The 26501-nt window shown below is 61.7% G+C and carries 28 protein-coding genes; 17 read left to right on the forward strand and 11 right to left on the reverse strand.

Features of this window, described 5'->3' with window-relative positions; genetic code table 11:
- Positions 1 to 27: 27 nt before the first annotated feature.
- From phnD to phnP, 12 genes are all read left to right on the forward strand, one after another.
- Positions 28 to 1041: a phosphonate ABC transporter substrate-binding protein gene (phnD, locus tag QMK54_RS08120; RefSeq protein ID WP_320402318.1), complete on the forward strand. Its 1014-nt coding sequence runs from the start codon at positions 28 to 30 to the stop codon at positions 1039 to 1041.
- Between the two features lie 135 nt (positions 1042 to 1176).
- Positions 1177 to 1959 carry a phosphonate ABC transporter, permease protein PhnE gene (gene phnE / locus QMK54_RS08125; protein WP_320402319.1) on the forward strand — a complete coding sequence of 261 codons (783 nt, stop codon included), beginning with the start codon at positions 1177 to 1179 and terminating at the stop codon, positions 1957 to 1959.
- A 38-nt stretch (positions 1960 to 1997) separates the two neighbouring features.
- A complete protein-coding gene (gene phnF, locus QMK54_RS08130) occupies positions 1998 to 2702 on the forward strand; it encodes a phosphonate metabolism transcriptional regulator PhnF (RefSeq protein WP_181432175.1) in 705 nt (234 codons plus the stop codon).
- Positions 2703 to 2713: 11 nt separating this feature from the next.
- Positions 2714 to 3163, forward strand: coding sequence for a phosphonate C-P lyase system protein PhnG (gene phnG, locus QMK54_RS08135; protein WP_110663017.1), 450 nt, complete (start codon positions 2714 to 2716; stop codon positions 3161 to 3163).
- Positions 3163 to 3753, forward strand: a complete 591-nt coding sequence (phnH, locus tag QMK54_RS08140; protein ID WP_320402320.1) for a phosphonate C-P lyase system protein PhnH — start codon at positions 3163 to 3165, stop codon at positions 3751 to 3753. The genes phnG and phnH overlap by 1 nt, the downstream gene beginning before the upstream one ends.
- Positions 3753 to 4829 carry a carbon-phosphorus lyase complex subunit PhnI gene (locus QMK54_RS08145; protein ID WP_320402321.1) on the forward strand — a complete coding sequence of 359 codons (1077 nt, stop codon included), beginning with the start codon at positions 3753 to 3755 and terminating at the stop codon, positions 4827 to 4829. The genes phnH and QMK54_RS08145 overlap by 1 nt, the downstream gene beginning before the upstream one ends.
- On the forward strand, positions 4822 to 5694 hold the full coding sequence (locus QMK54_RS08150) for an alpha-D-ribose 1-methylphosphonate 5-phosphate C-P-lyase PhnJ (RefSeq protein WP_320402322.1): 873 nt from the start codon (positions 4822 to 4824) through the stop codon (positions 5692 to 5694). Before QMK54_RS08145 ends, QMK54_RS08150 begins: the two co-directional genes overlap by 8 nt.
- Positions 5691 to 6497: a phosphonate C-P lyase system protein PhnK gene (phnK, locus tag QMK54_RS08155; RefSeq protein ID WP_110661738.1), complete on the forward strand. Its 807-nt coding sequence runs from the start codon at positions 5691 to 5693 to the stop codon at positions 6495 to 6497. The genes QMK54_RS08150 and phnK overlap by 4 nt, the downstream gene beginning before the upstream one ends.
- 28 nt (positions 6498 to 6525) lie before the next feature.
- A complete protein-coding gene (gene phnL, locus QMK54_RS08160) occupies positions 6526 to 7245 on the forward strand; it encodes a phosphonate C-P lyase system protein PhnL (protein ID WP_110661739.1) in 720 nt (239 codons plus the stop codon).
- On the forward strand, positions 7235 to 8380 hold the full coding sequence (locus QMK54_RS08165; protein WP_320402323.1) for an alpha-D-ribose 1-methylphosphonate 5-triphosphate diphosphatase: 1146 nt from the start codon (positions 7235 to 7237) through the stop codon (positions 8378 to 8380). Before phnL ends, QMK54_RS08165 begins: the two co-directional genes overlap by 11 nt.
- Complete coding sequence (gene phnN / locus QMK54_RS08170) at positions 8380 to 8946, forward strand: phosphonate metabolism protein/1,5-bisphosphokinase (PRPP-forming) PhnN (RefSeq protein ID WP_110661741.1); 567 nt, start codon at positions 8380 to 8382, stop codon at positions 8944 to 8946. Before QMK54_RS08165 ends, phnN begins: the two co-directional genes overlap by 1 nt.
- Entirely contained in the window at positions 8937 to 9686 is a 750-nt protein-coding gene (gene phnP / locus QMK54_RS08175) for a phosphonate metabolism protein PhnP (protein ID WP_320402324.1), read from the forward strand. The genes phnN and phnP overlap by 10 nt, the downstream gene beginning before the upstream one ends.
- Positions 9687 to 9941: 255 nt before the next feature.
- Here phnP and QMK54_RS08180 read toward each other — a convergent pair whose 3' ends face one another.
- Together QMK54_RS08180 and QMK54_RS08185 are read right to left on the reverse strand one after the other, a co-directional pair.
- Positions 9942 to 10661, reverse strand: coding sequence for an SDR family oxidoreductase (locus QMK54_RS08180; RefSeq protein WP_320402325.1), 720 nt, complete (start codon positions 10659 to 10661; stop codon positions 9942 to 9944).
- Between the two features lie 153 nt (positions 10662 to 10814).
- Positions 10815 to 12020, reverse strand: coding sequence for an MFS transporter (locus QMK54_RS08185; RefSeq protein ID WP_223595140.1), 1206 nt, complete (start codon positions 12018 to 12020; stop codon positions 10815 to 10817).
- 235 nt (positions 12021 to 12255) lie between these two features.
- Between QMK54_RS08185 and QMK54_RS08190 the strand changes: the two genes are divergently transcribed.
- Both QMK54_RS08190 and QMK54_RS08195 read left to right on the forward strand, forming a co-directional pair.
- A complete protein-coding gene (locus QMK54_RS08190) occupies positions 12256 to 12885 on the forward strand; it encodes a hypothetical protein (RefSeq protein ID WP_110661796.1) in 630 nt (209 codons plus the stop codon).
- A 106-nt stretch (positions 12886 to 12991) separates the two neighbouring features.
- Positions 12992 to 13435, forward strand: coding sequence for a hypothetical protein (locus QMK54_RS08195; protein WP_320402326.1), 444 nt, complete (start codon positions 12992 to 12994; stop codon positions 13433 to 13435).
- 129 nt (positions 13436 to 13564) lie between these two features.
- Here QMK54_RS08195 and QMK54_RS08200 read toward each other — a convergent pair whose 3' ends face one another.
- The 8 genes from QMK54_RS08200 to gcl form a co-directional block, all read right to left on the reverse strand.
- A complete protein-coding gene (locus QMK54_RS08200; protein ID WP_320402327.1) occupies positions 13565 to 14563 on the reverse strand; it encodes a sulfate ABC transporter substrate-binding protein in 999 nt (332 codons plus the stop codon).
- 93 nt (positions 14564 to 14656) lie between these two features.
- Entirely contained in the window at positions 14657 to 15481 is an 825-nt protein-coding gene (locus QMK54_RS08205; RefSeq protein ID WP_320402328.1) for an ion transporter, read from the reverse strand.
- Positions 15482 to 15502: 21 nt separating this feature from the next.
- Positions 15503 to 16417, reverse strand: coding sequence for an urea transporter (locus QMK54_RS08210; protein WP_110661792.1), 915 nt, complete (start codon positions 16415 to 16417; stop codon positions 15503 to 15505).
- Positions 16418 to 16606: 189 nt separating this feature from the next.
- Positions 16607 to 18022: a pyruvate kinase gene (gene pyk / locus QMK54_RS08215; protein WP_110662678.1), complete on the reverse strand. Its 1416-nt coding sequence runs from the start codon at positions 18020 to 18022 to the stop codon at positions 16607 to 16609.
- Positions 18012 to 19292: a glycerate kinase gene (locus QMK54_RS08220; protein WP_223595134.1), complete on the reverse strand. Its 1281-nt coding sequence runs from the start codon at positions 19290 to 19292 to the stop codon at positions 18012 to 18014. Before QMK54_RS08220 ends, pyk begins: the two co-directional genes overlap by 11 nt.
- Positions 19293 to 19504: 212 nt before the next feature.
- Positions 19505 to 20398: a 2-hydroxy-3-oxopropionate reductase gene (locus tag QMK54_RS08225; RefSeq protein ID WP_320402329.1), complete on the reverse strand. Its 894-nt coding sequence runs from the start codon at positions 20396 to 20398 to the stop codon at positions 19505 to 19507.
- A 125-nt stretch (positions 20399 to 20523) separates the two neighbouring features.
- Positions 20524 to 21306, reverse strand: coding sequence for a hydroxypyruvate isomerase (gene hyi, locus QMK54_RS08230; RefSeq protein WP_160388288.1), 783 nt, complete (start codon positions 21304 to 21306; stop codon positions 20524 to 20526).
- Between the two features lie 136 nt (positions 21307 to 21442).
- Positions 21443 to 23218, reverse strand: a complete 1776-nt coding sequence (gene gcl / locus QMK54_RS08235; protein WP_223595122.1) for a glyoxylate carboligase — start codon at positions 23216 to 23218, stop codon at positions 21443 to 21445.
- A gap of 268 nt (positions 23219 to 23486) precedes the next feature.
- Here gcl and QMK54_RS08240 point away from each other — a divergent pair, with 268 nt between their 5' ends.
- Both QMK54_RS08240 and QMK54_RS08245 read left to right on the forward strand, forming a co-directional pair.
- On the forward strand, positions 23487 to 23927 hold the full coding sequence (locus QMK54_RS08240) for a GlcG/HbpS family heme-binding protein (RefSeq protein WP_110661306.1): 441 nt from the start codon (positions 23487 to 23489) through the stop codon (positions 23925 to 23927).
- Positions 23928 to 24141: 214 nt separating this feature from the next.
- Entirely contained in the window at positions 24142 to 24600 is a 459-nt protein-coding gene (locus QMK54_RS08245; protein WP_320402896.1) for an REP-associated tyrosine transposase, read from the forward strand.
- A gap of 122 nt (positions 24601 to 24722) precedes the next feature.
- Here the strand turns inward: QMK54_RS08245 and QMK54_RS08250 are convergent, their stop codons facing one another.
- The gene (locus QMK54_RS08250; RefSeq protein ID WP_110661304.1) at positions 24723 to 25328 is read right to left on the reverse strand and encodes a TetR/AcrR family transcriptional regulator; all 606 of its coding nucleotides are present in this window, start codon (positions 25326 to 25328) and stop codon (positions 24723 to 24725) included.
- A 134-nt stretch (positions 25329 to 25462) separates the two neighbouring features.
- Here QMK54_RS08250 and QMK54_RS08255 point away from each other — a divergent pair, with 134 nt between their 5' ends.
- Positions 25463 to 26377, forward strand: coding sequence for a DUF808 domain-containing protein (locus QMK54_RS08255; protein WP_223595120.1), 915 nt, complete (start codon positions 25463 to 25465; stop codon positions 26375 to 26377).
- Positions 26378 to 26501: the final 124 nt, after the last annotated feature.

Consider the following 26501-nt stretch of genomic DNA (forward strand, 5'->3'; position numbering starts at 1 on the left):
AACCGTTCACCCTCAGGAAACCTTTCCATGTTGAACCGTATCGGTCGCGTTTTTGCTGGTGCAGCGCTGCTCGCCAGCTGTGTATTGGGCACCGCCCACGCTGAAGAAAAAGCCATCAACTTCGGCATCATGTCCACCGAGTCTTCGCAGAACCTCAAGAGCATCTGGCAACCGTTCCTGGATGACATGCAGAAGCAGACCGGCCTGAAGATCAACGCCACGTTTGCCTCTGACTATGCCGGCCTGATCCAGGGCATGCGCTTCAACAAGGTCGATGTGGCCTGGCTGGGTAACAAGGCCGCCATCGAGGCGGTGGACCGCTCCAACGGCGAGATCTTCGCCCAGACCGCAGCCGCCAGCGGCGCCGCCGGTTACTGGAGCGTGCTGATCGTGCGCAAGGACAGCCCGATCAACTCCGTCGACGACATGCTCAAGAACGCCAAGAACCTGACTTTCGGCAACGGTGACCCGAACTCCACCTCGGGCTACCTGGTGCCGGGCTATTACGTGTTCGCCAAGAACCACGTCGATGCTGCCACCGCGTTCAAGCGCACCCTGAACTCCAGCCATGAAGTCAACGCGCTGAGCGTGGCCAAGGGGCAAGTGGATGTGGCGACCTTCAACACCGAAAGCTGGGATCGCCTGGAAGTCACCCAGCCGGACAAGGCGGCACAGCTCAAGGTGATCTGGAAGTCGCCGCTGATTCCGGCCGACCCGCTGGTGTGGAGCAAAGCGCTGAGCGACAGCGAGAAGACCAAGATCTGCGATTTCATCTTCAGCTATGGCGACACCGACGAAGAGAAGGCCGTGCTCAAGGGCATGCAACTGGGCAAGTTCCTGAAATCCAGCGACGACCAGTTGTTGCCGATCCGTCAGCTCGAGCTGTTCAAGCAGCGCACCACGATCAGCGCCGACGACAAGCTGGAAGCGGTCGACAAGGCCAAGAAACTGGCCGACATCGATGCCGAGCTGGCCAAGCTGCAAGAGCGTCTGACCTTGCTCGACAAAACCGCCGACAAAAAATCCGCAGCCAACGGCTAACCCCTGTAGGAGCGAGCCTGCTCGCGATGAACGTAAGGACACCGCGTTTCTCCCGGTTTCCCGCGTCATCGTTGACGACCATCGCGAGCAGGCTCGCTCCTACAGGTTCTGCATTACGCAATTTAGAGAAACCTCATGACCACTCTGCACGCTGAAGCTGTTGGCAAGCGCACCTGGCCGCAGTACGTCGGTTGGGGCCTGTTCCTGGTCATGCTGACCTGGGCCTGGCACGGCGCCGAGATGAATCCGATGGCGCTGTACCGCGACTCGGGAAACATGGCGACCTTCGCCGCGGATTTCTTTCCGCCGGACTTCCATGAATGGCGCATGTACCTAAAGGAAATGCTCGTCACCGTGCAAATCGCCCTGTGGGGCACGGTGTTGGCGATTGTCTGCTCGGTGCCGCTGGGCATTCTCTGCTCGGAGAACATTACGCCGTGGTGGATTCACCAGCCGCTGCGCCGGGTGATGGACGCCTTTCGTTCGATCAACGAAATGGTGTTTGCCATGTTGTTCGTGGTGGCCGTCGGCCTGGGGCCTTTTGCCGGCGTGCTGGCGCTGTGGATCAGCACCACCGGGGTACTCGCCAAGCTGTTCGCCGAAGCCGTCGAGGCAATTGATCCGGGACCGGTCGAAGGCGTTCGGGCCACCGGCGCCAGTGCCTTGCAAGAAGTGATCTACGGGGTGATCCCGCAAGTGATGCCGCTGTGGGTGTCCTACGCGCTGTATCGCTTCGAGGCCAACGTACGCTCGGCGACGGTGGTGGGGATGGTCGGGGCGGGCGGGATCGGGGTGATTCTCTGGGAGAACATCCGCGCTTTCCAGTTCGTTCAAACCTGCGCGGTACTGCTGGTGATCATCGTCGTCGTCAGCCTGATCGACATCCTCTCGCAACGCCTGCGCAAGCAGTTCATCTGATTTTTCGGAGGGGTGCCCGCGGGCGCTTTTTTTAACGCATGAACTTGTCTAGACAAGATGAGCCGGTGTACCGCGAATTGGCCGACATCCTGCGTCGGGAGCTGGCGGATTACCGCGCCGGGGATTTCCTGCCGGGGGAGGTGATGTTGGCCGAACGCTTCGGGGTCAACCGCCATACCTTGCGCCGCGCCATTGATGAACTGGTGTTTGAAGGCAGCCTGTTGCGTCGCCAGGGCAAGGGCACCCAGGTGCTGGAGCGGCCGCTGATTTACTCGATGACTGCCGACAGTGCCTACAGCCAGTCGCTGTCGGCCCAGGGGCATGGCGTCGAAGCGCTGTTGCTCAAGCGCCGCTACTGCTTCGCCAGCCGTGAGGAGGCGCAGCATTTAGGGCTTGCCGAGATGGCACCGATGATCGAGTTGCAGACCTTGCGCAAGCTCGACAACCAACCGGTCAGCCTGATCCGCCATCGCTACTGCGCCAGCCACGCGCCGCTGTTGGCCGACTACACCGGCGGCTCCCTGCGCCAGTACTTGCGCGAACGGGACTTGCCGCTGACCCGTACCCAGAGCCTGATCGGCGCCCGTTTGCCCAACCGCGAAGAGGCCGCGCTGCTGCTGATGCCCCGGCATCTGCCGGCCCTGAGCGTGTTCACCCTTTCCCGCGATCGCGACGGCCGTGCCGTGGAGCTGGCCCAGTCCACCAGCCGTTCGGATCGCTTCCAGTACCAGGTCGTCACCTGATGGAGAACTCAATGCAAAACCCGGTTCCTCAAACTGAACGGCAGCACTGGATCGGCGTGCTGGCCCGCGCCCGACGCAGCGAATTGGAGCCCTTCGAAGACGCATTGCGCGATGTCGAGTACCAACTGATCCGTGCTCCGGAAATCGGCATGACCCTGGTCCGTGGCCGTATGGGCGGTAATGGCGCGCCGTTCAACGTCGGTGAAATGAGCGTGACCCGCTGCGTGGTGCGCCTGGCCGATGGCCGTACCGGTTACAGCTACCTGGCGGGTCGCGACAAGGTCCACGCCGAACTGGCCGCCTTGGCCGATGCGCATTTGCAGGGCGCGCAACAGCGCCACTGGCTGGCGGAAATGATCACGTCGCTGGCGACTGTCCAGGCCGAACGCCGGGCGCAAAAAGAGGCGGAAACCGCCGCCACCAAAGTCGAATTCTTCACCCTCGTACGAGGAGAAAACTGATGAGCGCACAGCTGTTGCAACCGGCGTTCGCCGACCCGGTGCTGGATGCCCAGCGCGGATTTCGCGCAGCCCTTAAAGCCTTGGCCGGCCCCGGTGTGATCCAGACCTTGCAAGCCACGCCGCGCCTGGATGGGCTGGAGCCTGCGACTTACGCGCTGTGCCTGGCGCTGCTGGATGTCGACACGCCGCTGTGGCTGGCGCCGTCCTTCGACACCCCACTGATCCGCGCCAACCTGGCGTTCCATTGTGGTTGCCCGTTGACCGCCCAGCGTGAAGACGCGCGGTTTGCCTTGCTTGCCGCTGACGATCTGCTCGATCTGAGCGGCTTCGATACAGGCAACAACCGTTACCCCGATCAGTCCTGCACCTTGCTGGTTCAACTGCCGAGCCTCGACGGCGGGGCAGGGCTGAAGTGGCGCGGGCCGGGGATCGAAAGCGAACACGGCGTCGCGCTGCCGCTGGCCGATGGCTTCTGGTGCGAACGTGAACAGCGCAACGAATTCCCCCGTGGCCTTGACCTGTTTTTCACTGCCGGCCATGACCTGATCGGCCTGCCCCGCAGCACCCGCATCGCAGAGGAGCGCGCCTGATGTACGTAGCCGTCAAGGGTGGCGAACAGGCCATCGACAATGCCCACCGACTGCTGGCGAAAAAGCGCCGGGGCGATACTTCGGTCGCTGAGCTCGGCGTCGAGCAGATCCGTCAGCAACTGCCGCTGGCGGTGGCGCGGGTGATGAGTGAAGGCTCGCTGTACGACGAAGAACTTGCTGCGCTGGCGATCAAGCAGGCCGCGGGGGATCTGGTGGAAGCGATCTTCCTGTTGCGTGCCTACCGCACCACGTTGCCGCGTTTCAGCCCGAGCCTGCCGATCGATACCGCGAACATGCTACTCAGCCGGCGTTTGTCCGCCACCTTCAAGGATGTGCCGGGCGGCCAACTGCTGGGCCCGACCTTCGATTACACCCATCGTCTGCTGGACTTCGCGCTGTTGGCCGAAGGCGAGCATCCGGGGCCGCAGGTCAATCCAGATTCCAGCCTCGAAGCTTGCCCGCGCGTCCTCGGTTTGCTCGCACAGGAAGGCTTGATCAAGACCGAATCCGACAACGGCGAAAGCGTGGCGGACATCACCCGCGATCCGCTGGAGCTGCCCGCCAATCGTGCCCAGCGTCTGCAAGCCTTGGCCCGTGGCGACGAAGGTTTCCTCCTGGCGCTGGGCTATTCGACCCAGCGTGGTTATGGCCGCAATCACCCGTTCGCCGGGGAAATTCGCATCGGTGAAGTCGAGGTGTGGATCGACCCGGAAGAGCTGGGCTTCCCGATTAACCTGGGCTGCATCGAAGTCACCGAGTGCGAGATGGTCAACCAGTTTGTCGGCTCGGCCACGGAGCTGGCGCAGTTTACCCGTGGCTACGGTCTGGCCTTCGGACACGCCGAGCGCAAGGCCATGGGCATGGCGCTGGTCGATCGAGCGCTGCGCGCTGATGAATACAACGAAGAGATCGTGTCCCCGGCGCAGCAGGAAGAGTTCGTGCTGATGCACTGCGACAACGTCGAGGCCGCAGGCTTCGTCTCGCACCTCAAGCTGCCTCACTACGTCGACTTCCAGGCCGAACTGGAACTGATCCGCAAACTCCGTAAACCTGTCGAGGGCAGCAACCATGAATGACCTGACCCAGGCACCGGTACGCGATACCGCGTACAACTTCGCCTACCTCGATGAGCAGACCAAACGCATGATCCGCCGCGCCTTGCTCAAGGCCGTGGCGATCCCCGGTTATCAGGTGCCGTTCGGTGGTCGCGAGATGCCGCTGCCTTATGGCTGGGGCACTGGCGGCATGCAGTTGACCGCCGCGATTCTCGGCGACGATGACGTGCTCAAGGTCATCGACCAGGGTGCGGACGACACCACCAACGCCGTATCGATTCGCCGCTTCTTCGCCCGCACCGCTGGCGTCGCAACCACTGAAAGTACGCCCGATGCCACGGTAATCCAGACCCGTCACCGCATCCCGGAAACGCCGCTGCATGCCGACCAGATCATGGTCTATCAGGTGCCGATTCCCGAGCCGCTGCGTTTTATCGAACCGTCGGAAACCGAGACCCGGACCATGCACGCCCTCAACGATTACGGGGTCATGCACGTCAAGCTCTATGAGGACATCGCCACCTTCGGTCACATCGCCACAGCCTATGCCTACCCGGTGATGGTCGACGAGCGCTACGTGATGGACCCGTCGCCGATCCCCAAGTTCGACAACCCGAAACTCGATATGAGCCCGGCGTTGATGCTGTTCGGCGCCGGCCGGGAGAAGCGTTTGTACGCGGTGCCGCCGTACACCCGGGTCACCAGCCTCGACTTCGAGGATCACCCCTTCGAAGCGCAGAAGTGGGAAGAGTGCTGCGCCATCTGCGGCAGCCGTGAATCGTTCCTCGACGAGCTGATCCTCGACGACGCCGGCACCCAGAGCTTCGTCTGTTCCGACACCTATTACTGCGCCCAGCGCGTCAGCCAGCAGGAGCAGGGCCAATGAACCAGGCGCTGAAAAACGATCTGTCCGTGTCCACCGAACCCCTGCTACGAGTGCGCGACCTGTCCCTGTTGTACGGGCCGGAGAAGGGTTGCCAGGACGTCAGCTTCGATTTGTACCCCGGCGAAGTGTTGGGAATTGTCGGCGAATCCGGCTCGGGCAAGTCGACCTTGCTGTCCTTGCTCAGCGGCCGCCTTACGCCCCAGCACGGCAACATCGGTTACCGCGACAAACAGGGCCAATGGCTGGACCTGTACAGCGCCAGCGAAGCCGAGCGGCGCACCTTGCTACGCACCGAATGGGGTTTTGTCGAGCAAAACCCCCGCGATGGTCTGCGCATGGGGGTGTCCGCCGGGGCCAACATCGGCGAGCGGTTGATGGCCCAGGGCGTGCGCAATTACCAGCAGCTGCGCGGGGCTGGACTGGATTGGCTGAGCCAGGTGGAAATCGATCCGCAGCGCATCGACGATTTGCCCCGGACCTTCTCTGGCGGCATGCAGCAGCGCCTGCAAATCGCCCGCAACCTGGTGTCCAGTCCGCGCCTGGTGTTCATGGACGAGCCGACCGGTGGCCTCGATGTGTCGGTGCAGGCGCGCTTGCTCGACCTCCTTCGTGGGCTGGTGCGTGAGCTGGACCTGGCCGTGGTGATCGTCACCCACGACCTGGCGGTGGCGCGTCTGCTGGCTGACCGCTTGATGGTGATGCGCCGCTCGCGGGTGGTGGAAACCGGGCTGACCGATCAGATCCTCGACGATCCGCAGCACCCTTACTCGCAACTGCTGGTGTCCTCGGTGTTGCAGCCGTGAAGCCCCGTTCAATAGTGGAAACCCTGCGATGAATACCTTGATCGAGGTCCGTGACCTCTCGAAAACCTTCACCCTGCATCAGCAGAACGGCGTAGTCCTCAATGTGCTGCGCGGGGTGGATTTCAGTGTGGCGGCCGGTGAATGCCTGGTGCTGCACGGCCAGTCCGGCGCGGGCAAGAGCACCTTGCTGCGCACCTTGTACGGCAACTACCTGCCGGCGGGCGGCAGTATCTGCGTGCAGCACGACGGCCAATGGCGGGAGCTGGTCGGTGCCGAGCCCCGGGACATTCTGCAAGTGCGCCAGCGCACCCTGGGTTATGTCAGTCAGTTCCTGCGGGTGATCCCGCGAGTGGCGTGCCTGGATGTGGTGATGGAGCCGGCCCTGGCCCGTGGCTGGTCGAAAGAGCAGGCGAAAGCACGTGCCGAATCCTTGCTCACTCGCCTGAACATCCCGCAACGCCTCTGGCAGCTGGCGCCCGGCACCTTCTCCGGAGGTGAGCAGCAGCGAGTCAACATCGCCCGCGGCTTCATGGTGGCCTGGCCGGTGATGTTGCTCGACGAACCGACTGCATCACTCGACGACAGCAATCGCCAGGTGGTGCTGGAACTGATGAACGAAGCCAAGAACGCCGGTGCCGCGCTGATCGGCATCTTCCACGACCGCGTCGCCCGCGAGGCGGTTGCCGACCGCCATCTCGACATGACTCCAGCCGCTGTGACTGAAAAGGAATACGCCGATGTCCGTTGAGCAGATCCTCAGCAATGCCCAACTGGTCACCGCCGACCGTGTGTTCTACGGCACCGTGTTGCTGCGCGACGGCTTGATCGCCGAGGTTGCCGAAGGCCCAAGTCGTTTGCCCCAGGCCCTGGACCTCAATGGCGATTACCTGCTGCCGGGCCTGGTGGAGTTGCACACCGACAACCTGGAGCGCCACATGACCCCGCGTCCCGGTGTGGACTGGCCGTCGGTGCCGGCGGTGCTCAGTCACGATGCACAGATCATCGCGGCAGGCATCACCACGGTGTTCGACGCGGTGTCCATCGGCGATGTGAATCCCAAGGGCAATCGCATGCAGAAACTGCCGGCGATGCTCGACGCCATCGCCAAAGCCTCCGACGCCGGGCTGACCCGTGCCGAACACCGTCTGCACTTGCGCTGCGAGCTGTGCCACCCGGACACCCTCAGCGTGTTCCGCGATCTGGTGGAGAACCCGCTGGTGCAATTGGTGTCTGTTATGGACCACTCGCCGGGTCAGCGCCAGTTCGTGCTGGAATCCAAGTACCGTGAGTACTACATGGGCAAGTACCACTTGACCACCACGCAGATGGACGAGTTCATCGCGCTGCAAATGGCCAACTCGCGCACCTATAGCGACCGCTACCGCGCGGCGATTGTCGAGCATTGCCTGGCCCTTGGCCTGTCGGTGGCCAGCCATGACGACGCGACCCTGGCCCATGTCGAGGAGTCGGCGCGCTACGGCATGACCATCGCCGAGTTCCCGACCACCGTCGAGGCCGCGCGCGGTTGCCGGGAGCACGGCATGAATGTGTTGATGGGCGCACCGAACATCGTGCGCGGCGGGTCGCACTCGGGTAACGTGGCCGCCGCGGAGCTTGCCGCCGAAGGCTTGCTGGATATTCTGTCCAGCGACTACTACCCGGCAAGCCTGCTGCAATCGGCGTTCGCGCTGGCGGCGCAGAGTGAGCGGATTGGTCTGGCCGAAGCGGTGCGCATGGTCAGCCTGAATCCGGCCCGGGCCGCCGGGTTGAACGATCGTGGCGAGATTGCCCCGGGCTTGCGGGCTGATCTGCTGCAAACGCGTAGTCAGGACGGTCTGCCAGTGGTCCAGCAAGTATGGCGACAAGCGAAGAGGGTGTTTTGATGTCGGGCAGGTTGATCTATCTCATCGGGCCTTCAGGTTCGGGCAAGGACAGCCTGCTGGATGCGGCGCGAGCGCGGTTGGCCGAACGCGGTTGCCGTATCGTGCGGCGGGTCATTACCCGCTCGGCCGAAGCCGTGGGCGAGGCGGCGCTGGGCGTCAGCGCGCAGCAATTTGCCGACATGGAAGCCCGGGGCGCCTTTGCCCTGAGCTGGCACGCCAATGGATTGTCCTATGGCATCGGGCGGGAAATCGACGATTGGCTGGCCGGCGGCCAGGACGTACTGGTCAATGGCTCGCGGGGGCATTTGCAGAACACCCGGCTGCGTTATCCGAATGTGCTGGTGCTGTTGCTGACCGTGGATCAGGCCGTGTTGCGTCAACGACTGCTGGAGCGTGGACGTGAGTCGCTGATCGAGATCGATCAGCGTTTGGCGCGCAATGCCCGATTCAACGAGCAGCTGCTGGCGCAGGACTCGGCCGTGCACCTGCTCGACAACTCCGGGCAGCTGGAGTCTACAGTCGAACGCTTGTTGGCCTGTATTGACGAGCAAACCCCATGCGTTTGACGTTGCTGGGCACCGGCGATGCCCGGCAAGTCCCGGTCTACGGCTGTGAGTGTGTGGCTTGCGATGCGGCCCGCAAGGATGAGCGCTTGCAGCGTCGACCGTGCAGCGCGCTGATCGAGTGCGGTGATCAGCGCTGGTTGATCGACAGCGGCTTGCCTGACCTGTGCGAACGGTTCCCGCCGCACAGTTTCAACGGCATTTTCCAGACCCATTACCACGCCGATCACGCCCAGGGCCTGTTGCATCTGCGCTGGGGCCAGGGCCTGGTGATTCCAGTCCACGGTCCCGTGGACCCGGAAGGCCTGGCCGACCTCTACAAACACCCCGGCATTCTCGATTTCAGCCAACCGTTCGAAGGCTTCGAAACCCGGCAGTTCGGCGCGCTCAGCGTCACTGCGCTGCCGCTGCAACACTCGAAACCGACCCTCGGTTATTTGCTGGAAGGAGAAGGGCGGCGAATCGCCTACCTGACCGACACCGTAGGCCTGCCGCCGGACACTTTGAACTGGCTGCGGCGTGAACCGCTGGATGTGCTGGTGCTGGACTGCTCCATGCCGCCGCAACCCCAGGCCCCGCGCAATCACAATGATTTGAACCTGGCCTTGCAGTGCATCGACGAGTTGCAGCCGAAGTCGGCGGTGTTGACCCATGTCGGGCATACCCTGGATGCCTGGTTGATGCAGCACCGGGGTGAATTGCCGGCGAATGTCAGGGTCGGGTTTGATGGGTGTGTGTTGTAGTGATCAGGTGTGGTGATTTTCAGAACATTGCCCGGAAACGGGCCGCCGCGGAAAACGAGCCGGTCTCCACCACGTAGACGAAGGTTTCCATTGCGACGAGGCGGTCCATTGGAGGTCCTTGTGCAGGTCGAATGGCTGTGAAGATCCAGTGTGTGTGGGCTTGCTCGCGAATGCGTTGTATCGGTCGACATTGATGTTGAATGTCAGTCCGCCTTCGCGAGCAAGCCCGCTCCCACATTTGTCAGGTGGCGTTGATCAGAACGCGGCTTTCCCCACGGAAGCACCGCCATCGACAAACAGCGTCTGCCCGGTGATGAAGCCGCTCTGCTCCGACAACAGAAACGTAATCGCCGAGGCAATTTCCTGTGGCTGCCCCAGGCGCCCCATGGGCACGCTGGCCAGATACCGCGCTTCACCTTCACTGCCCGGCGGGTTGTTGGCGCGGAACAGTTCGGTTTCGGTCGGCCCCGGTGCCACGGCGTTTACCGTGATGCCACTTTGCGCCAGTTCCAGCGCCCACGAGCGGGTGAAGCTGACCAGCGCCGCCTTGGCCGCCGCATAAGCCGTGCGCTGGGTAATCCCGAGTACCGTCAGGCTGGAGATGTTTACTATCCGGCCCCAGCCCTTGGCGCGCATGTTCGGCAACAGCGTCTGGGTGGCCTGCAAGGCCGAATGCAAATTGACCCGCATGACGTCGTCGAAGGTATCCAGATCGATTTCGCCGAGCGCTTGCGGGCGCACCAGGCCGACGTTGTTCACCAATCCATCGAACTCGTACGTTTGGGCCAGATCCGCCAGCACTTCCCTGGCCAGTGTCCGGTCGCTCAGGTCCAGCGGAAACAGAATGCCGGGAAATGTCAGGTCGGGCTTGCGGGCAATGCCCACCACGCGATGACCGGCCCGGTCCAGATGCTCGGCCACCGCCCGGCCAATGCCTTTGCTGGCACCGGTGATGAGAAAGGTGCGTCGGGTCATGGCTACTCCTTGTAAAGGCATGCCGCCGGCCGGGCGGCACTTGATCGGGTCAGCCGCGAATCGTATCCAGCATCGCTTCAGGCTCTGGGCATCGAGTGTAATCGGGGTTGACCCCGGCGTAACAGATCACGCCATCTGCGGGCGGCGATTGAACTAAGCCGTCGCCAGCGAACCCTTCTGCGAAACACTCAGGAACCGCAGCAACGCCAGCAGCGGAAACGCGCTGCCGACGATCACGATCCACAACCAGCCGCCGTGTTCGTACACAGCGCTGGCCACCGAAGAGCCGAAGGCACCGCCGATGAAGATGCTGGTCATGTACAGCGCATTCAGGCGGCTGCGGCTTTTGCCATCGAGGGCGTAGACCGCGCGCTGGCCGAGGACCATGTTCATCTGCACGCAGAAGTCGAGCACCACGCCGGTCACCGCCAGGCCGATGACGCTGTACACCGGATGGATAAATGCCGGCAAAAAACTCAGGCTGGCGAACAGCAGCGCCAGCAACGAAGCGATGCGGGTATGGCCGGCATCGGCCAGGCGTCCGGCGATGGGCGCGGCAATGGCGCCGATGGCGCCCACCAGCGCGAAGATCGCAATCTCGCTTTGCGACAAACCGTGATTGCGCGCCAGTTCCAGCGGTACGGCAGTCCAGAACAGGCTGAAAGTGGCAAACATGCAGCCTTGGTAAAAGGCACGCTGGCGCAGCACCGGTTGTTGGCGCAACAGCGTCCACAACGAGCCCAGCAACTGGCCATAGGAGGCACTGTGATCAGGCTCGCGCTTGGGTATGGTCACGGCCAGCACAATGCTGATGGCTGCCATCAACACGGCGGCAATCATGAACATCGCCCGCCAGCCGAAGTGGTCGGCTACCACGCTGGACACCGGACGAGCCAGCAGAATACCGAGCAGCAAACCGCCCATGATCCCGCCCACCACACGGCCACGGGTCTCTTCCGGCGCCAGGTGCGCGGCCAGCGGAATCAGGATCTGCACCGAAACCGAACTGAACCCCACCAACAGCGAAATCAGCAAAAACACGTTCGGCTGATCGGTAAACGCCGCACCCAGCAGGCTGGCGATTGCCACCAGCGTGGTGATGATCATCAACCGGCGGTTTTCCAGCAGATCCCCCAGCGGCACCAGGAAGAACAGCCCCAGCGCATAGCCGATCTGGGTCAGGGACACGATCAGGCTGGCCATGGTGTTGGTCAGGCCGATATCCGGAGCGATCAGGCCGATGATCGGCTGGGCGTAGTAGATGTTGGCGACAATGGCGCCACAGCAGAAGGCGAACAGCAGCACCATGCCTCGGGTCATTGTCGCGGTGCCGTGGGGCACCTGGGTTGCTGGGTTCATAACGGGTCTCGCTGTACGGAAAGGAATGCGCGCAGGCTAATGGGCCGGCTGAATCGGCGGAAGCGGGATTGGAGTGATAGTGATCATTCCATTGCGGAATGATTGACGGACGCGTGTGTCGTCCGCCGAACTGCCTTGCGTCAGAACATCAAGGGTCAATGATACATTCACTTACATCTGCTTCGATAGCGTGCTTATGTTCTCTCTCCATGTCTCATAACCGGAGGGCTGCTCCATGAATGTGAAGTTCCGTCAGCTGATTCGCTGGGTTTCAGTCGCCACCTTGATCAGTGTATTCAACGCCGGGCTGGTCCAGGCCGAGGATGCACCGGGTATGCGCATTGGCGTGCGCGGCGAGATCACCGGGGTCAATGCGGACGTTCTGAAAGTCCATGCCAACAGCGGTGACAACCTGGTGATCAACCTGACCCGGGACACCAAGGTCCGTGCCGTGACCCTGGCCAACATCGAAGACATCAAACCCGGCAGCTACATTGGCTCCGCGGCCATTCCCCAGGAAGATGGCACCCTCAAGGCCCTGGAGGTCCACGTTTTTCCGCCGGAACTGGCCGGCAGTGGCGACGGTCATCGGCCGTTTGACCTGGTCAAGGGCAGCAGCATGACCAACGGCAGCGTCGGCGACCTGGTGGTGAGCAATGGTCGGGTGCTGACCGTCAACTACAAGGGCGGCCAACAGAAGATCCTGGTGCCCGAAGACGTCCCCATCGTCAATCTGGTGCCGGCCGATCGCAGCCTGTTGAAGGTCGGCGTGAAGATCGTCACCTTTGTGACGCAGAGTGCTGACGGCACGCTCACCGCCCAGTCCATCTCGGCGGGCAAGGATGGCGTGACGCCGCCGATGTAGCCGGCATGTGGCAACCGGCCATCCGAAGAAAAACCCGCATGGCCCCGACAGCTAGAATCTACAGGGGGGATCACTTCAATGTGTCCTTACAAGCGGGAGTATCACGATGAAAATCGTATCGTCGCTGGCGTTAGTCGTAGCGGTCGGCGGGCTCTGTGGCTGCTCGACAGTGCCTGACAGCCAAGTCACCAACGTTCCCCTGAATGGCACCTCGATCAATGCCGGAAATATTGGCCGGCCGATCATGATGCCCAGTGGGCATGACACCGTGTTCTGGTTTGCGCTCAGTGGCGAGCCCATGGGCAGCGCGCTGCCGGGCCGCTTGATGGCTTACATCTATCCGGGCAGCTGCGAGAACCTGGGTGCGAAACCGGCCTATGACATGAACGACGGACCCAATGCGCGGTTCTATTCTGCGGCCTCGCACCAGTATTTCTGGAAGAGCGCACCAGTCGCCGTCGAGACCCTTCGAGCCGGCGGCTACGCCTTGGTGGTGCGTGAGAGCCCGGCTGACGGTCACCAGGCCATTTTCTGCGGAAATCTGAGCTGAAACAGCAGGCGAAAAAACTGTGGGAGCGGGCTTGCTCGCGAAGAGGGCATCACATTCAACATTTATGTCGACTGTTACGCCGCTTTCGCGAGCAAGCCCGCTCCCACAGGAGTTGCAGTGTTCAGGCGATTACTGACCGCTGTAGATCTGGTCGAAAACCCCACCATCATTGAAGTGGGTCTTCTGCACGGTGCGCCAGTCACCGAAGGTCTTTTCGACCGACAGGAAGTCCACTTTCGGGAAGCGGTCGGTGTACTTGGCCAGCACGGCCGGGTCACGCGGGCGCAGGTAGTTCGCCGCGGCAATCTCCTGGCCTTCCGGCGACCACAGGTACTTCAGGTATTCCTCGGCGGCGGCGCGGGTGCCTTTCTTGTCGACGGTCTTGTCGACCACCGATACCGGTGGCTCGGCTTCGGCGGAAACGCTTGGGTAGATGACTTCGAACTGATCACGGCCGAACTCGCGGGCGATCATTTCCGCTTCGTTCTCGAAGGTCACCAGCACGTCACCGATCTGGTTGGTCATGAAGGTGGTGGTCGCGGCACGGCCACCGGTGTCGAGTACCGGCGCTTGCTTGAACAGCTTGCCGACGAATTCCTTCGCTTTGTTCTCGTCACCGCCGTTTTTCAGCACGTAGCCCCAGGCCGAGAGGTAGGTGTAGCGGCCGTTACCGGAGGTCTTCGGGTTCGGGACGATGACCTGGACGCCGTCCTTGAGCAGGTCCGGCCAGTCTTTCAGGGCTTTCGGGTTGCCCTTGCGCACGATGAACACCGTGGCCGAAGTGAACGGCGCGCTGTTGTTCGGCAGGCGCGTGACCCAGTTGTCCGGCACCAGTTTGCCATTGTCCGCCAGGGCGTTGATGTCGGTGGCCATGTTCATGGTGATCACGTCAGCCGGCAGGCCGTCGATCACCGAGCGCGCCTGTTTGCTGGAGCCGCCGAAGGACATCTGCAGGGTGATGTTTTCGTTGTGCTCGGCTTGCCAGTGTTTCTGGAACGCAGTGTTGTAGTCCTTGTAGAAATCGCGCATCACGTCGTAGGAAACGTTGAGCAGGGTCGGTGCGGCTTGAGCCATGCTGGTCAGTGCCAGGCCAGCGGCCAGAAAAGAGGCGCCAAAGAGTTTTTTCACTGCGCAATCCTTGTTCTATTTAAAAGATGGGGCATTTTGCCAGCGACTATAACTGGGCTCGCATAGTCCTTTAAAGATTAAAAAGCTCTTTGCTTATTCCAGTTTTTTGAACAGCGCGTTGCCGCAACGGGAGCAGAACGCGGCGCCGTGTTCGTGGCTGTTTTTCTTGCACACCGGGCAGTCGTGTTGAAGCTGATCGCCGCGCATGGCGTTGGCCAGTTCAGCGGTGAAAATCCCGGTTGGCACGGCGATGATCGAGTAACCGGTGATCATCACCAGCGACGAAACCACCTGGCCCAGCGGCGTTTTCGGCACGATGTCGCCGAAGCCTACGGTAGTCAGGGTCACGATTGCCCAATAGATGCCCTTGGGAATGCTGGTGAAGCCGTGTTCCGGGCCTTCGATCACATACATGAGCGTGCCGAACACCGTTACCAGGGTGCAGACGCTGACCAGGAATACCACGATCTTCTGCTTGCTGCCGCGCAACGCCGACATCAGGTAATTGGCTTGCTTGAGGTACGGGCTGAGCTTGAGTACGCGGAAAATCCGCAGCATCCGGATGATGCGGATGATCAACAGGTACTGCGCATCGGCGTAATACAGCGCGAGGATGCCGGGCACGATGGCCAGCAGGTCCACCAGCCCATAGAAACTGAAGGCATAGCGCAGGGGCTTGGGCGAGCAGTACAGGCGCAGGATGTACTCGCCGAGGAAGATCACCGTGAAACCCCACTCGATATAGGCGAGTACATCGGCGTAGTTGCGGTGAATGCTGTCGATGCTATCGAGCATCACGATCACCAGGCTGGCGAGGATGATCAACAGCAGGATGCCGTCGAAGCGCCGACCCGCCTGGGTGTCGGTCTGGAAAATCATGACGTAAAGGTCTTCACGCCAGTGTTTGCTGCTGTCCATGGGTAACGCCTGACTCAATGATCAGCGCAGCCTAGGTTGATTCTCCCCGGTAGCGCAAGGCGCGCTTTCGACTGCAGCCTTGCCGAGCATTTGCACAACGCAGCGGATCAGCCAGCCGGCAAGTATGAACGGTGCGGTCAGCGTGGGCAGGCCGATGGCGGCAAACACCGGCGTCAGCAGCAATGCCAGGCCGATGCCAACCAGCGGCAGCCACGGTTGGCGGCGCTGCGAACTGAAGGCGAGGGCGGCCAGTACGGCGTTGTAGCCACCGAGGCCCAGCAGTGCGGTGTAGAAATCGTGGTGCAGCAGGCTCCAGCCCATGCCCGCGACAGACGCCAGCATTGCCCAGCAGAAGGCGCGGCGATCGGCAATCAGCAAACCGGCGGCAATCATTGCACCGGCCAGTGGGTGACCCAGGAACATCACCTGGCCAATGCCTTTGAGGGGGGCGGCGAGCATGTTCAGCGTGCTGACTTCGATCAAGTGCGCCTCTGTCGAGGGCGTGGCGAAGCACAGCAGCAACCAGCCCAGTCCAACGAAGGGGGCGGTGTAGGCGGGCAGGTATTGGCTGAACCGGACGCGCTTGAGCCACTGCTGGGTGATCATCGCGCTCAGGCCACCGGCGGCCAGAATCAGTGGCGGCATCATCGCCGACCAAGGGAAGTACAGGCTCAGCAGCAGACCGAGCAGCACGCCGTTGTAGCTGTATAGACCGGCCTGACGATCAGCCTTGGCATAGTTGCGACGTTGCGCGGTGAGCAACCCGGCGACACCGCCGAGCAAGGCGCCGCCGAGCAGGGCGGGCGCGGTGAACAAAATGGCCAGCAGGCACAGCAGGCCGCACAGCGGATTGCGCTGGAGAAAGATCTGGCTGAAGCCGTTGAGCATCGCTTCGGCCCAGTCGGGGCAGTGGGTGTTGAAATGGTTGGCAGGCATGATGAGGTCTGGGGGCAGTAGGAAAAGCCATGGTCTTGCAAAAGTCTGTGGCGAGGGGGCTTGCCCCCGTTGGGTCGCGAAGCGGCCCCAAATCCGGTGAATGCGGTTTCTCTGTGGAACCCGTCATGCCGAAAGACGACTGCTACGCAGTCGAACGGGGGCAAGCCCCCTCGCCACAAAAGCTGTTCTTTATATCAGCGTCTCGATACGCAAAGAGTTAGTCGATCCCGGCTGCCCAAAGGGCACACCGGCGGTGATCAATAACGTGTCGCCACGCTGCGCCATGCCCTGGGCCTGGGCGATCTCCAGCGCCGTGGAGCAGACTTCGTCGACCTGGCGCAGGCGGTCGTTGACCACCGAGTGCACGCCCCAGGCCACGGTCAGGCGACGAGCGGTCTGCAGGTTCGGCGTCAGGTTTAGGATTGGCACGGTCGGCCGTTCTCGCGCAGCCCGCAGGCTCGACGTGCCCGACTCGCTGTAGTTCACCAGCACCGCCACCGGCAGCACGTTGCTGATGCGGCGAATGGCGCAGCTGATCGCATCGGAAACAGTCGCCTCGGCCTTCGGCCGGCTGACGTCGAGTTGAGTCTGGTAGTCCGGACCGTTTTCCACCTGGCGGATGATCTTGCTCATCATCTGCACGGCTTCGAGCGGGTACTCGCCGGACGCGGTTTCCGCCGACAGCATCACCGCGTCCGCACCTTCGGCCACCGCGTTGGCGACATCGGTTACCTCGGCGCGGGTTGGCGCCGGTGAGAAGCGCATCGACTCGAGCATCTGCGTCGCCACCACCACCGGCTTACCGAGCTGGCGGCAGGTGCTAATGATGTTCTTCTGAATCTGCGGCACGCTTTCGGCCGGCACTTCCACGCCCAGGTCACCACGGGCGACCATGATCGCGTCGCTCAATTCGGCGATCTCGCGCAGTTGCTCAACGGCCGACGGCTTCTCGATCTTGGCCATCAGGAACGCCTTGTCACCGATCAGGGTGCGGGCTTCGCGGATGTCATCCGGACGTTGCACGAACGACAGCGCCACCCAGTCCACACCCAGCTCCAGGCCGAAGGTCAGGTCGCGGCGATCCTTGGCGGTCAGCGGGCTCAGGTCGAGCACCGCTTGCGGCACGTTCACGCCTTTGCGGTCCGACAGTTCGCCGCCATTGAGCACGGTGGTGTCGATGGCGTCGGCGTACTTGGTCACTACCCGCAGGCGCAATTTGCCGTCGTCCAGCAGCAGGTCCATGCCCGGCTCCAGGGCGGCGATGATTTCCGGATGCGGCAGGTTGACCCGGCGCTCATCGCCCGGCGTCGCATCCAGGTCCAGGCGCAAGGCCTGGCCGCGGACCAGTTGCACTTTGCCTTCGGCGAACTTGCCAACCCGCAGTTTCGGGCCTTGCAGGTCCATCAGAATGCCCAATGGATAATTGAGCTGGCGCTCGACTTCACGGATCCACTGAAAACGCTGGGCGTGGTCGGCGTGATCGCCATGGCTGAAGTTCAGTCGGAAGATGTTGACCCCGGCCAGCACCAGCTCACGGATGTCGTCGATGCCGTCGATGGCAGGACCCAGGGTGGCGAGGATTTTGACCTTTTTATCAGGCGTCATGTTTAGTGCTCTCAAGGATCAGAATGGCGCGGAAGTCGTTGACGTTGGTACGGGTCGGCTCGGTGACGATCAGCGCGTCGAGCGCCTCGAAGTAGCCGTAGCCATTGTTGTTGTCCAACTCGTCGCTGGCGCTCAAACCCAGCGCGGCGGCGCGGGCGTAGCTGTCCGGGGTCATGATCGCGCCGGCGTTGTCTTCGGAGCCGTCGATGCCATCGGTGTCGCCGGCCAGCGCGTAGACGCCAGGCAGGCCCTTGAGGCTGTCGGTCAAGCTCAGCAGGAACTCGGCGTTGCGCCCGCCACGGCCATTGCCGCGTACGGTCACGGTGGTTTCACCACCCGAGAGGATCACGCAGGGGGCCGCCAGTGGCTGGCCGTGCAGGACGATTTGTCGTGCGATGCCGGCGTGGACTTTCGCCACCTCGCGGGATTCGCCTTCCAGGTCACCGAGGATCAGCGGACTGAACCCGGCCTGACGGCATTTCACCGCCGCCGCTTCAAGGGATTGCTGCGGGCGGGCGATCAACTGGAAATGACTGCGGGCCAGGCTCGGATCACCGGGTTTGACGGTCTCCGACTCGGGGCTTTGCAGCCAGTTGCGCACCGAGACCGGAACTTCGATGGCGTAGCGCTTGAGGATCGCCAGGGCTTCGGCCGAGGTGCTCGGGTCGGCCACGGTAGGGCCGGAGGCGATGACCGTGGCGAGGTCGCCCGGCACATCGGAAATCGCATAGGTGTAGACAGTGGCCGGCCAGCAGGCTTTGCCCAGGCGACCGCCCTTAATTGCCGAGAGGTGCTTGCGCACGCAGTTCATCTCGCCAATGGTTGCGCCAGACTTGAGCAGGGCTTTGTTGATCGACTGTTTGTCGGCCAGGGTGATGCCTTCGGCCGGCAGTGCGAGCAGGGCAGAGCCGCCGCCGGAGAGCAGGAAGATCACGCGGTCGTTTTCGCTGAGGTCGCTGACCAGCTCCAGCACACGCTTGGCCACGGCCAGGCCGGCGGCGTCCGGTACCGGATGCGCGGCTTCGACCACTTCGATTTTTTCGCAAGGTGCGCCGTGACCGTAACGGGTCACCACGAGGCCTGTGACTTCACCCTGCCAGCAACGCTCGACCACCTGGGCCATGGCGGCGGCGGCTTTGCCGGCACCGATGACGATCACGCGACCGCTGCGGTCGGCAGGCAGATGGGCTTCGAGGACTTGTTGCGGATGCGCCGCGTCGATGGCTGTGGCAAACAGCTCGCGCAGCAATTGTTGCGGATCGACCGACATGGCGGGCTCCCGGAATTCTTGTTATTTGAAGGGCAACTCGGGTTCCTGTGGGAGCGGGGTTGTGTGGCGAGGGGGCTTGCCCCCGTTTGAGTGCGCAGCACTCACAAAATCTTTGGTGTTCAAGAGATTTTGGGGCCGCTTCGCAGCCCAGCGGGGGCAAGCCCCCTCGCCACAGTCTTGCTCCCACAGGTTTGATGCGGGTGGGGCAGGGCTTACTTCTTGTCGCGAATCGAGAAGTTCGCCATGTGTTCCAGGCCCTTGATCAGCGCCGAGTGGTCCCAGTTGCTGCCACCGATGGCCGCGCAGGTGCTGAACACTTGTTGGGTGTTGGCGGTGTTCGGCAGGTTGATGTTCAGCTCCTTGGCGCCTTGCAGGGCCAGGTTCAGGTCCTTCTGGTGCAGGCTGATGCGGAAACCTGGATCGAAGGTGCCCTTGATCATGCGCTCGCCGTGCACTTCGAGGATCTTCGAGGACGCGAAGCCGCCCATCAGTGCTTCACGCACCTTGGCTGGATCGGCACCGTTTTTCGAAGCGAACAGCAGGGCTTCGGCCACGGCCTGGATGTTCAGGGCCACGATGATCTGGTTGGCCACCTTGGCGGTCTGACCGTCGCCGTTGCCACCGACCAGGGTGATGTTCTTGCCCATGGCCTGGAACAGCGGCAGGGCGCGTTCGAATGCGTCGGCATCGCCGCCGACCATGATGCTCAGGGTCGCGGCCTTGGCGCCGACTTCACCGCCGGATACCGGGGCGTCGAGGTACTGCGCGCCTTTTTCGTTGATTTTTGCCGCGAAAGCCTTGGTGGCGGTCGGCGAGATCGAGCTCATGTCGATCACTACTTTGCCTTTGCCAACACCGGCAGCAATGCCATCGGCACGGAACAGCACGTCATCGACCTGCGGGGTATCCGGCACCATGACGATGATGAATTCGGCTTCCTGGGCGACTTCTTTCGGGTTCGCCAGGGCGACGGCGCCACCGGCCACCAGGTCGGCAGGGGCGGCGTCGTGGTGCGCCGACAGGAACAGGCTGTGACCGGCTTTCTGCAGGTTCAACGCCATTGGGTGGCCCATGATGCCGGTGCCGATAAATCCGATTTTAGCCATGAGAAAATCCTCGTTTTATTTGTTTTTGTAGGAGCCGGCTTGCTGGCGATCCAGGCGATGTGGACTGTCTGATACACCGTGGTGATTCCATCGCCAGCAAGCCGGCTCCTACACAGGGATTTGTGTTAGATCGCGTTATGGGTTTTCAACCAGCCCAGGCCCGCTTCGGTGGTGGTCAGCGGCTTGTATTCGCAACCGACCCAGCCCTGGTAACCGATGCGGTCCAGGTGTTCGAACAGGAAGCGGTAGTTGATTTCACCGGTACCTGGTTCGTTGCGCCCCGGGTTGTCCGCGAGCTGCACATGGTTGATCTCGCCCAGGTGCGATTGCAGGGTGCGGGCCAGATCGCCTTCCATGATTTGCATGTGGTAGATGTCGTATTGCAGGAACAGGTTGGCGCTGCCGACCTGCTCGCGAATCGACAGGGCTTGCGCCGTGTTGTTCAGGTAGAAGCCCGGAATGTCACGGGTGTTGATCGCTTCCATCACCAGCTTGATGCCCGCCGCTTGCAGCTTGTCGGCCGCGTACTTGAGGTTGGCGACGAAGGTTTTCTCCACGGTGGCATCGTCAAAGCCCTGCGGACGAATACCGGCCAGGCAGTTGACCTGGGTGTTGCCCAGTACTTGCGCGTAAGCGATAGCCAGGTCGACACCGGCACGGAACTCTTCGACCCGGTCCGGCAGGCACGCGATACCGCGCTCGCCCTTGGCCCAGTCACCGGCCGGCAGGTTGAACAGCACTTGGGTCAGACCGTTGGCGTCGAGCGTGGCCTTGATTTCGGCGGAGCTGAAGTCGTACGGGAACAGGTATTCGACACCACTGAAGCCGGCCTTGGCGGCCGCTTCGAAACGGGCGAGAAAGTCCTGTTCGGTGAACAGCATGGACAGGTTGGCTGCGAAACGCGGCATGGTGGTCTCCCGTGAATTTGTGAGGCCCCCTGTAGGAGCCGGCTTGCTGGCGATGGCGTTGTGTCAGTCGCATCAATGTCGATTGATACACCGCTATCGCCAGCAAGCCGGCTCCTGCAAGGGACGCGGTCAGCAGTTAATCGAGCAACGAAATCGCGGTCGGTGCGTCGTTGCCGACCAGCGCCAGGTCTTCGAATTCGTTGACGGCGTTGATCTCGGTGCCCATGGAAATGTTGGTCACGCGCTCCAGGATGATCTCGACGATCACCGGCACCTTGAACTCTTCGATCAGTTCCTGGGCCTTGCGCAGGGCAGGCTGGATCTGACTCGGTTCAAACACACGCAGCGCCTTGCAACCGAGGCCTTCGGCCACTGCAACGTGGTCGACACCGTAACCGTTGAGTTCCGGCGCGTTGAGGTTGTCGAAGGACAGCTGTACGCAGTAGTCCATGTCGAAACCGCGCTGTGCCTGACGGATCAGACCCAGGTACGAGTTGTTCACCACGACGTGGATGTACGGCAGCTTGAACTGCGCGCCCACCGCCAATTCCTCGATCATGAACTGGAAGTCATAGTCCCCCGACAGGGCCACGACTTTACGATCCGGATCAGCCTTGACCACGCCCAGCGCTGCCGGAATGGTCCAACCCAACGGGCCGGCCTGGCCGCAGTTGATCCAGTGACGCGGCTTGTAGACGTGCAGGAACTGCGCGCCGGCAATCTGCGACAGACCGATGGTGCTGACGTAGCAGGTGTCTTTGCCGAACACCTGGTTCATTTCTTCGTAAACGCGTTGCGGTTTGACCGGCACGTTGTCGAAGTGAGTCTTGCGCTGCAGGCTGGCTTTACGCTGCTGGCAGTCTTGCAGCCAGGCGCTGCGGTTCTTCAGCTTGCCGGCGGCCTGCCATTCGCGAGCGACTTCGATGAACACGGTCAGCGCGGCAGCGGCGTCGGAAACGATGCCCAGGTCCGGGGTGAACACGCGGCCGATCTGAGTGCCTTCGATGTCGACGTGAATGAATTTGCGGCCTTCGGTGTACACGTCAACGGAACCGGTGTGACGGTTGGCCCAACGGTTACCGATGCCCAGTACCACGTCGGATTTCAGCATGGTCGCGTTGCCGTAGCGGTGCGACGTCTGCAAGCCAACCATGCCCACCATCAGTGGGTGATCGTCCGGGATGGTGCCCCAGCCCATCAGGGTCGGGATAACCGGAATGCCGGTCAGCTCGGCGAACTCCACCAACAGATCGCTGGCGTCGGCATTGATGATGCCGCCACCGGCTACCAGCAATGGGCGCTCAGCCTGATCCAGCAAGGCCAGGGCCTTCTCGACCTGGATGCGGCTAGCGGTCGGCTTGGCCAACGGCAGCGGCTGGTAGGCGTCGATGTCGAATTCGATCTCGGCCATCTGCACGTCGAACGGCAGGTCGATCAGCACTGGACCTGGACGACCGGAGCGCATTTCAAAGAAAGCTTTCTGGAACGCGTAAGGCACTTGGCCCGGCTCCAGGACAGTGGTTGCCCACTTGGTGACGGGCTTGACGATGCTGGTGATGTCGACAGCCTGGAAGTCTTCCTTGTGCATACGGGCGCGGGGTGCCTGGCCGGTAATGCAGAGGATTGGAATCGAGTCGGCCGAGGCGCTGTAGAGCCCGGTGACCATGTCGGTGCCGGCAGGGCCGGAAGTCCCGATGCACACGCCGATGTTGCCGGCCTTGGTGCGGGTGTAGCCCTCGGCCATGTGCGAGGCGCCTTCAACGTGGCGAGCGAGTACGTGATCGATGCCGCCGACTTTTTGCAGGGCGTTGTACAGCGGGTTGATGGCTGCACCCGGGATGCCAAAAGCGGTATCAACCCCTTCACGGCGCATCACCAGAACGGCGGCTTCGATTGCTCTCATTTTGCTCATGGTTTTGTGCCTCTTTACGTTTTGTAATTGTATACAAGTGGCTTTGCGCAGAGTGTATTCACGGCGGACGGCGCAGGTCAATCCATTTTCTCAAGCGCTTGTTTCATTCGTCGGAAGCCCGTTCTACTGTGGCTTTTCGTCGCATGTGGCGCCTTTCGAGAATTATTGTATACAAAAAAATAATTCATTGTGTTCTATTTGTTGCATCGGGCTGCGGCACAACGGCGCAGCCCAACGACTTTCCGAAAAACAAAATGAGGACGGCACCATGAGCGCTTTAACCTTGAAAGTCGCAGTCAACCTGGTCGACGAGGCCATCAGCGCAGGGCGGGCAATTTCCGCGGCGCCCTTGACCATTGCGGTACTGGATGCCGGCGGGCATCTGATCACCCTGCAACGCGAAGACGGCGCCAGCCTGCTGCGCCCGCACGTCGCCATCGGCAAAGCCTGGGGCGCCATTGCGCTGGGCAAGGGTTCACGCCTGCTGGCACTGGACGCCCAGCAACGCCCGGCGTTCATCGCCGCATTGAACAGCCTGGGGCAGGGCAGCGTCGTGCCGGCACCGGGTGGTGTGCTGGTTCGCGATCAGGACGGGAATGTGCTGGGGGCGGTGGGGATCAGCGGCGATCTGTCGGATGTTGATGAGCAGTGCGCGATCAATGCCATCGAGGCGTTGGGGTTGGTGGCGGATGCGGGGGTAGCGGCTTGATTTGCGCTGACTGAACCACCGCTTTCGCGAGCAAGCCCGCTCCCACAGTTGATCGCTGTTGTTCACAAAATTTGTGTACGCAAAGAATCCAATGTGGGAGCGGGCTTGCTCGCGAAGGCGATCTCCCAGACACATCCAGCTAAAGGTCTACCCAATAACCCTGTAGTCGCTGAGCTAGCCTTTCCATGACTTCGACATGAGAGAGGGCAAAGGAATGCCAGGGTTGTCCGCTTCACACCGTCTGCGCATCGGTCGCTATGCCGAACAAAACCGCATCTACCTACTGACTGCCAATACCCTGAAACGGGAACCTGTTTTCAAGGATTGCACCCTTGGCAGACTGGTCGTTCATCAATTCATGCAAGCACAGAAAGAAGGTTTCGCTGACACCTTGGCTTGGGTTGTCATGCCGGATCACTTTCACTGGCTGATTCAATTGCAAAGAGGATCGCTGGCGCAACTCATGTGTCAGACCAAGTCATTGAGTACTCGTGCAATCAACAGGGCAATTGGCAGAACGGGGAGTCTCTGGCAGCAGAGTTTTCATGACCGTGCGCTGAGAAAAGATGAAGATCTGGTGAAGCTGGCTCGATATGTCGTAGCTAACCCATTGCGGGCAGGGCTGGTCGAGAAGCTTGGTGACTATCCGTTGTGGGATGCGATCTGGGTTTGATCAATGAATCGAGTTGCCCCATTCGCGAGCAAGCCCGCTCCCACATTTGATCTCTATCTTCCTGGCGAAACCCGGTCAAATGTGGGAGCGGGCTTGCTCGCGAATGGCCTTGATGCGGTCCATCAACCCGCCTCACACCCCTTGAGCACCAACCGGATAATCGTCTGCGCCGCCGCTTCATAATCCTCTTCATCCAGCTTGGCCTTGCCGGTGATGGCCGTGATCTGCCAGTCGAAGTCGGCGTAGGTCTGGGTCGCGGCCCAGATGCTGAACATCAGGTGGTTGGGGTCGATAGGGGCGATTTGCCCGCGGTCGATCCAGGTCTGGATGCACTCGATGTTGTGCTTGGCCTGGCCATTGAGCTGTTCGACCAGGTCGCGGCTCAGGTGGGGCGCGCCGTGCATGATTTCGCTGGCGAACACCTTGGAGGCGAAGGGCAGGTCGCGGGAGATGCGGATTTTCGAGCGAATGTAGCCGCTGAGCACTTCACCGGGCTCGCCGTCCGGATTGAATGGCGTCGAAGCCTGCAGGATTGGCTCGATGATGCTTTCCAGGACCTCGCGGTAGAGGTTTTCCTTGGATTTGAAGTAGTAGTAGACGTTGGGCTTGGGCAATCCCGCCTTGGCTGCGATATCACTGGTTTTGGTCGCAGCGAAGCCCTTGTCGGCGAACTCCTCACTGGCGGCACGCAGGATCAATTGTTTGTTGCGCTCGCGGATAGTGCTCATAAACCCGGTGATTCCTTGCCTGTTCTGGCGGTTGCGCATGGTATCACCGGCCTCGCGCGGCGCTCAAGAATGCACCGCAGCCCGTGATGGCGCGCTATGCTGCTGCGCATTCATTGCAGAAGGAAAACCGATTCATGGCAGGAAGCAGTTTGCTGGTGCTGATTGACGACATTGCCGCCGTACTGGACGACGTGTCGTTGATGACCAAAATGGCCGCCAAGAAAACCGCCGGCGTACTCGGTGACGATCTGGCACTCAATGCCCAGCAAGTCAGCGGCGTGCGGGCCGAGCGGGAAATCCCGGTGGTCTGGGCGGTTGCCAAGGGTTCGTTCATCAATAAATTGATCCTGGTGCCGTCGGCGCTGGCGATCAGTGCGTTCGTTCCGTGGCTGGTCACGCCGCTGTTGATGGTCGGCGGTGCCTATCTGTGCTTCGAAGGCTTTGAAAAGCTCGCCCACAAGTTCCTGCACAGCAAGGCTGAGGACGCCGCCGAGCATGCGCAGTTGGTCGAGGCTGTGGCTGACCCTGCCACTGATCTGGTGGCGTTTGAAAAGGACAAGATCAAAGGCGCGATCCGCACTGACTTCATTCTTTCGGCAGAAATCATCGCCATCACCCTCGGTACCGTGGCCGGTGCGCCATTGAGCCAGCAAGTCATTGTGCTGTCGGGGATCGCAATCGTCATGACTGTCGGCGTCTATGGCCTGGTAGCGGGTATCGTCAAGCTGGATGACCTTGGGCTCTGGCTGACGCAGAAACCCGGGCAGATGGCGAAAAGCATCGGTGGCGCCATCCTGCGTGCTGCGCCGTACATGATGAAAAGCCTGTCGGTGATTGGCACGGCGGCGATGTTTCTGGTCGGCGGCGGCATCCTGACCCACGGCGTGCCGGTGGTGCATCACTGGATCGAAAGTGTTGGCGCGGCGGCCGGCAGTGGCGGATTTATCGTGCCGGTGTTGCTCAATGGCGTGGCGGGGATTGTCGCAGGCGCGGTGGTGTTGGTGGGCGTCATGGCGGCCAGCAAGATCTGGAAAGCCCTGAAAGGCTGAAGGCAACACATAACAAATGTGGGAGCGGGCTTGCTCGCGAAGAGGTCGTGTCAGTCACCAAAAAGGTTGTCTGGCACACCGCTTTCGCGAGCAGGCTCACTCCTACATGTTTTTTGCGTAGCCG

The organism is Pseudomonas sp. P5_109 (assembly GCF_034009455.1).
Taxonomy (GTDB): Bacteria; Pseudomonadota; Gammaproteobacteria; order Pseudomonadales; family Pseudomonadaceae; genus Aquipseudomonas.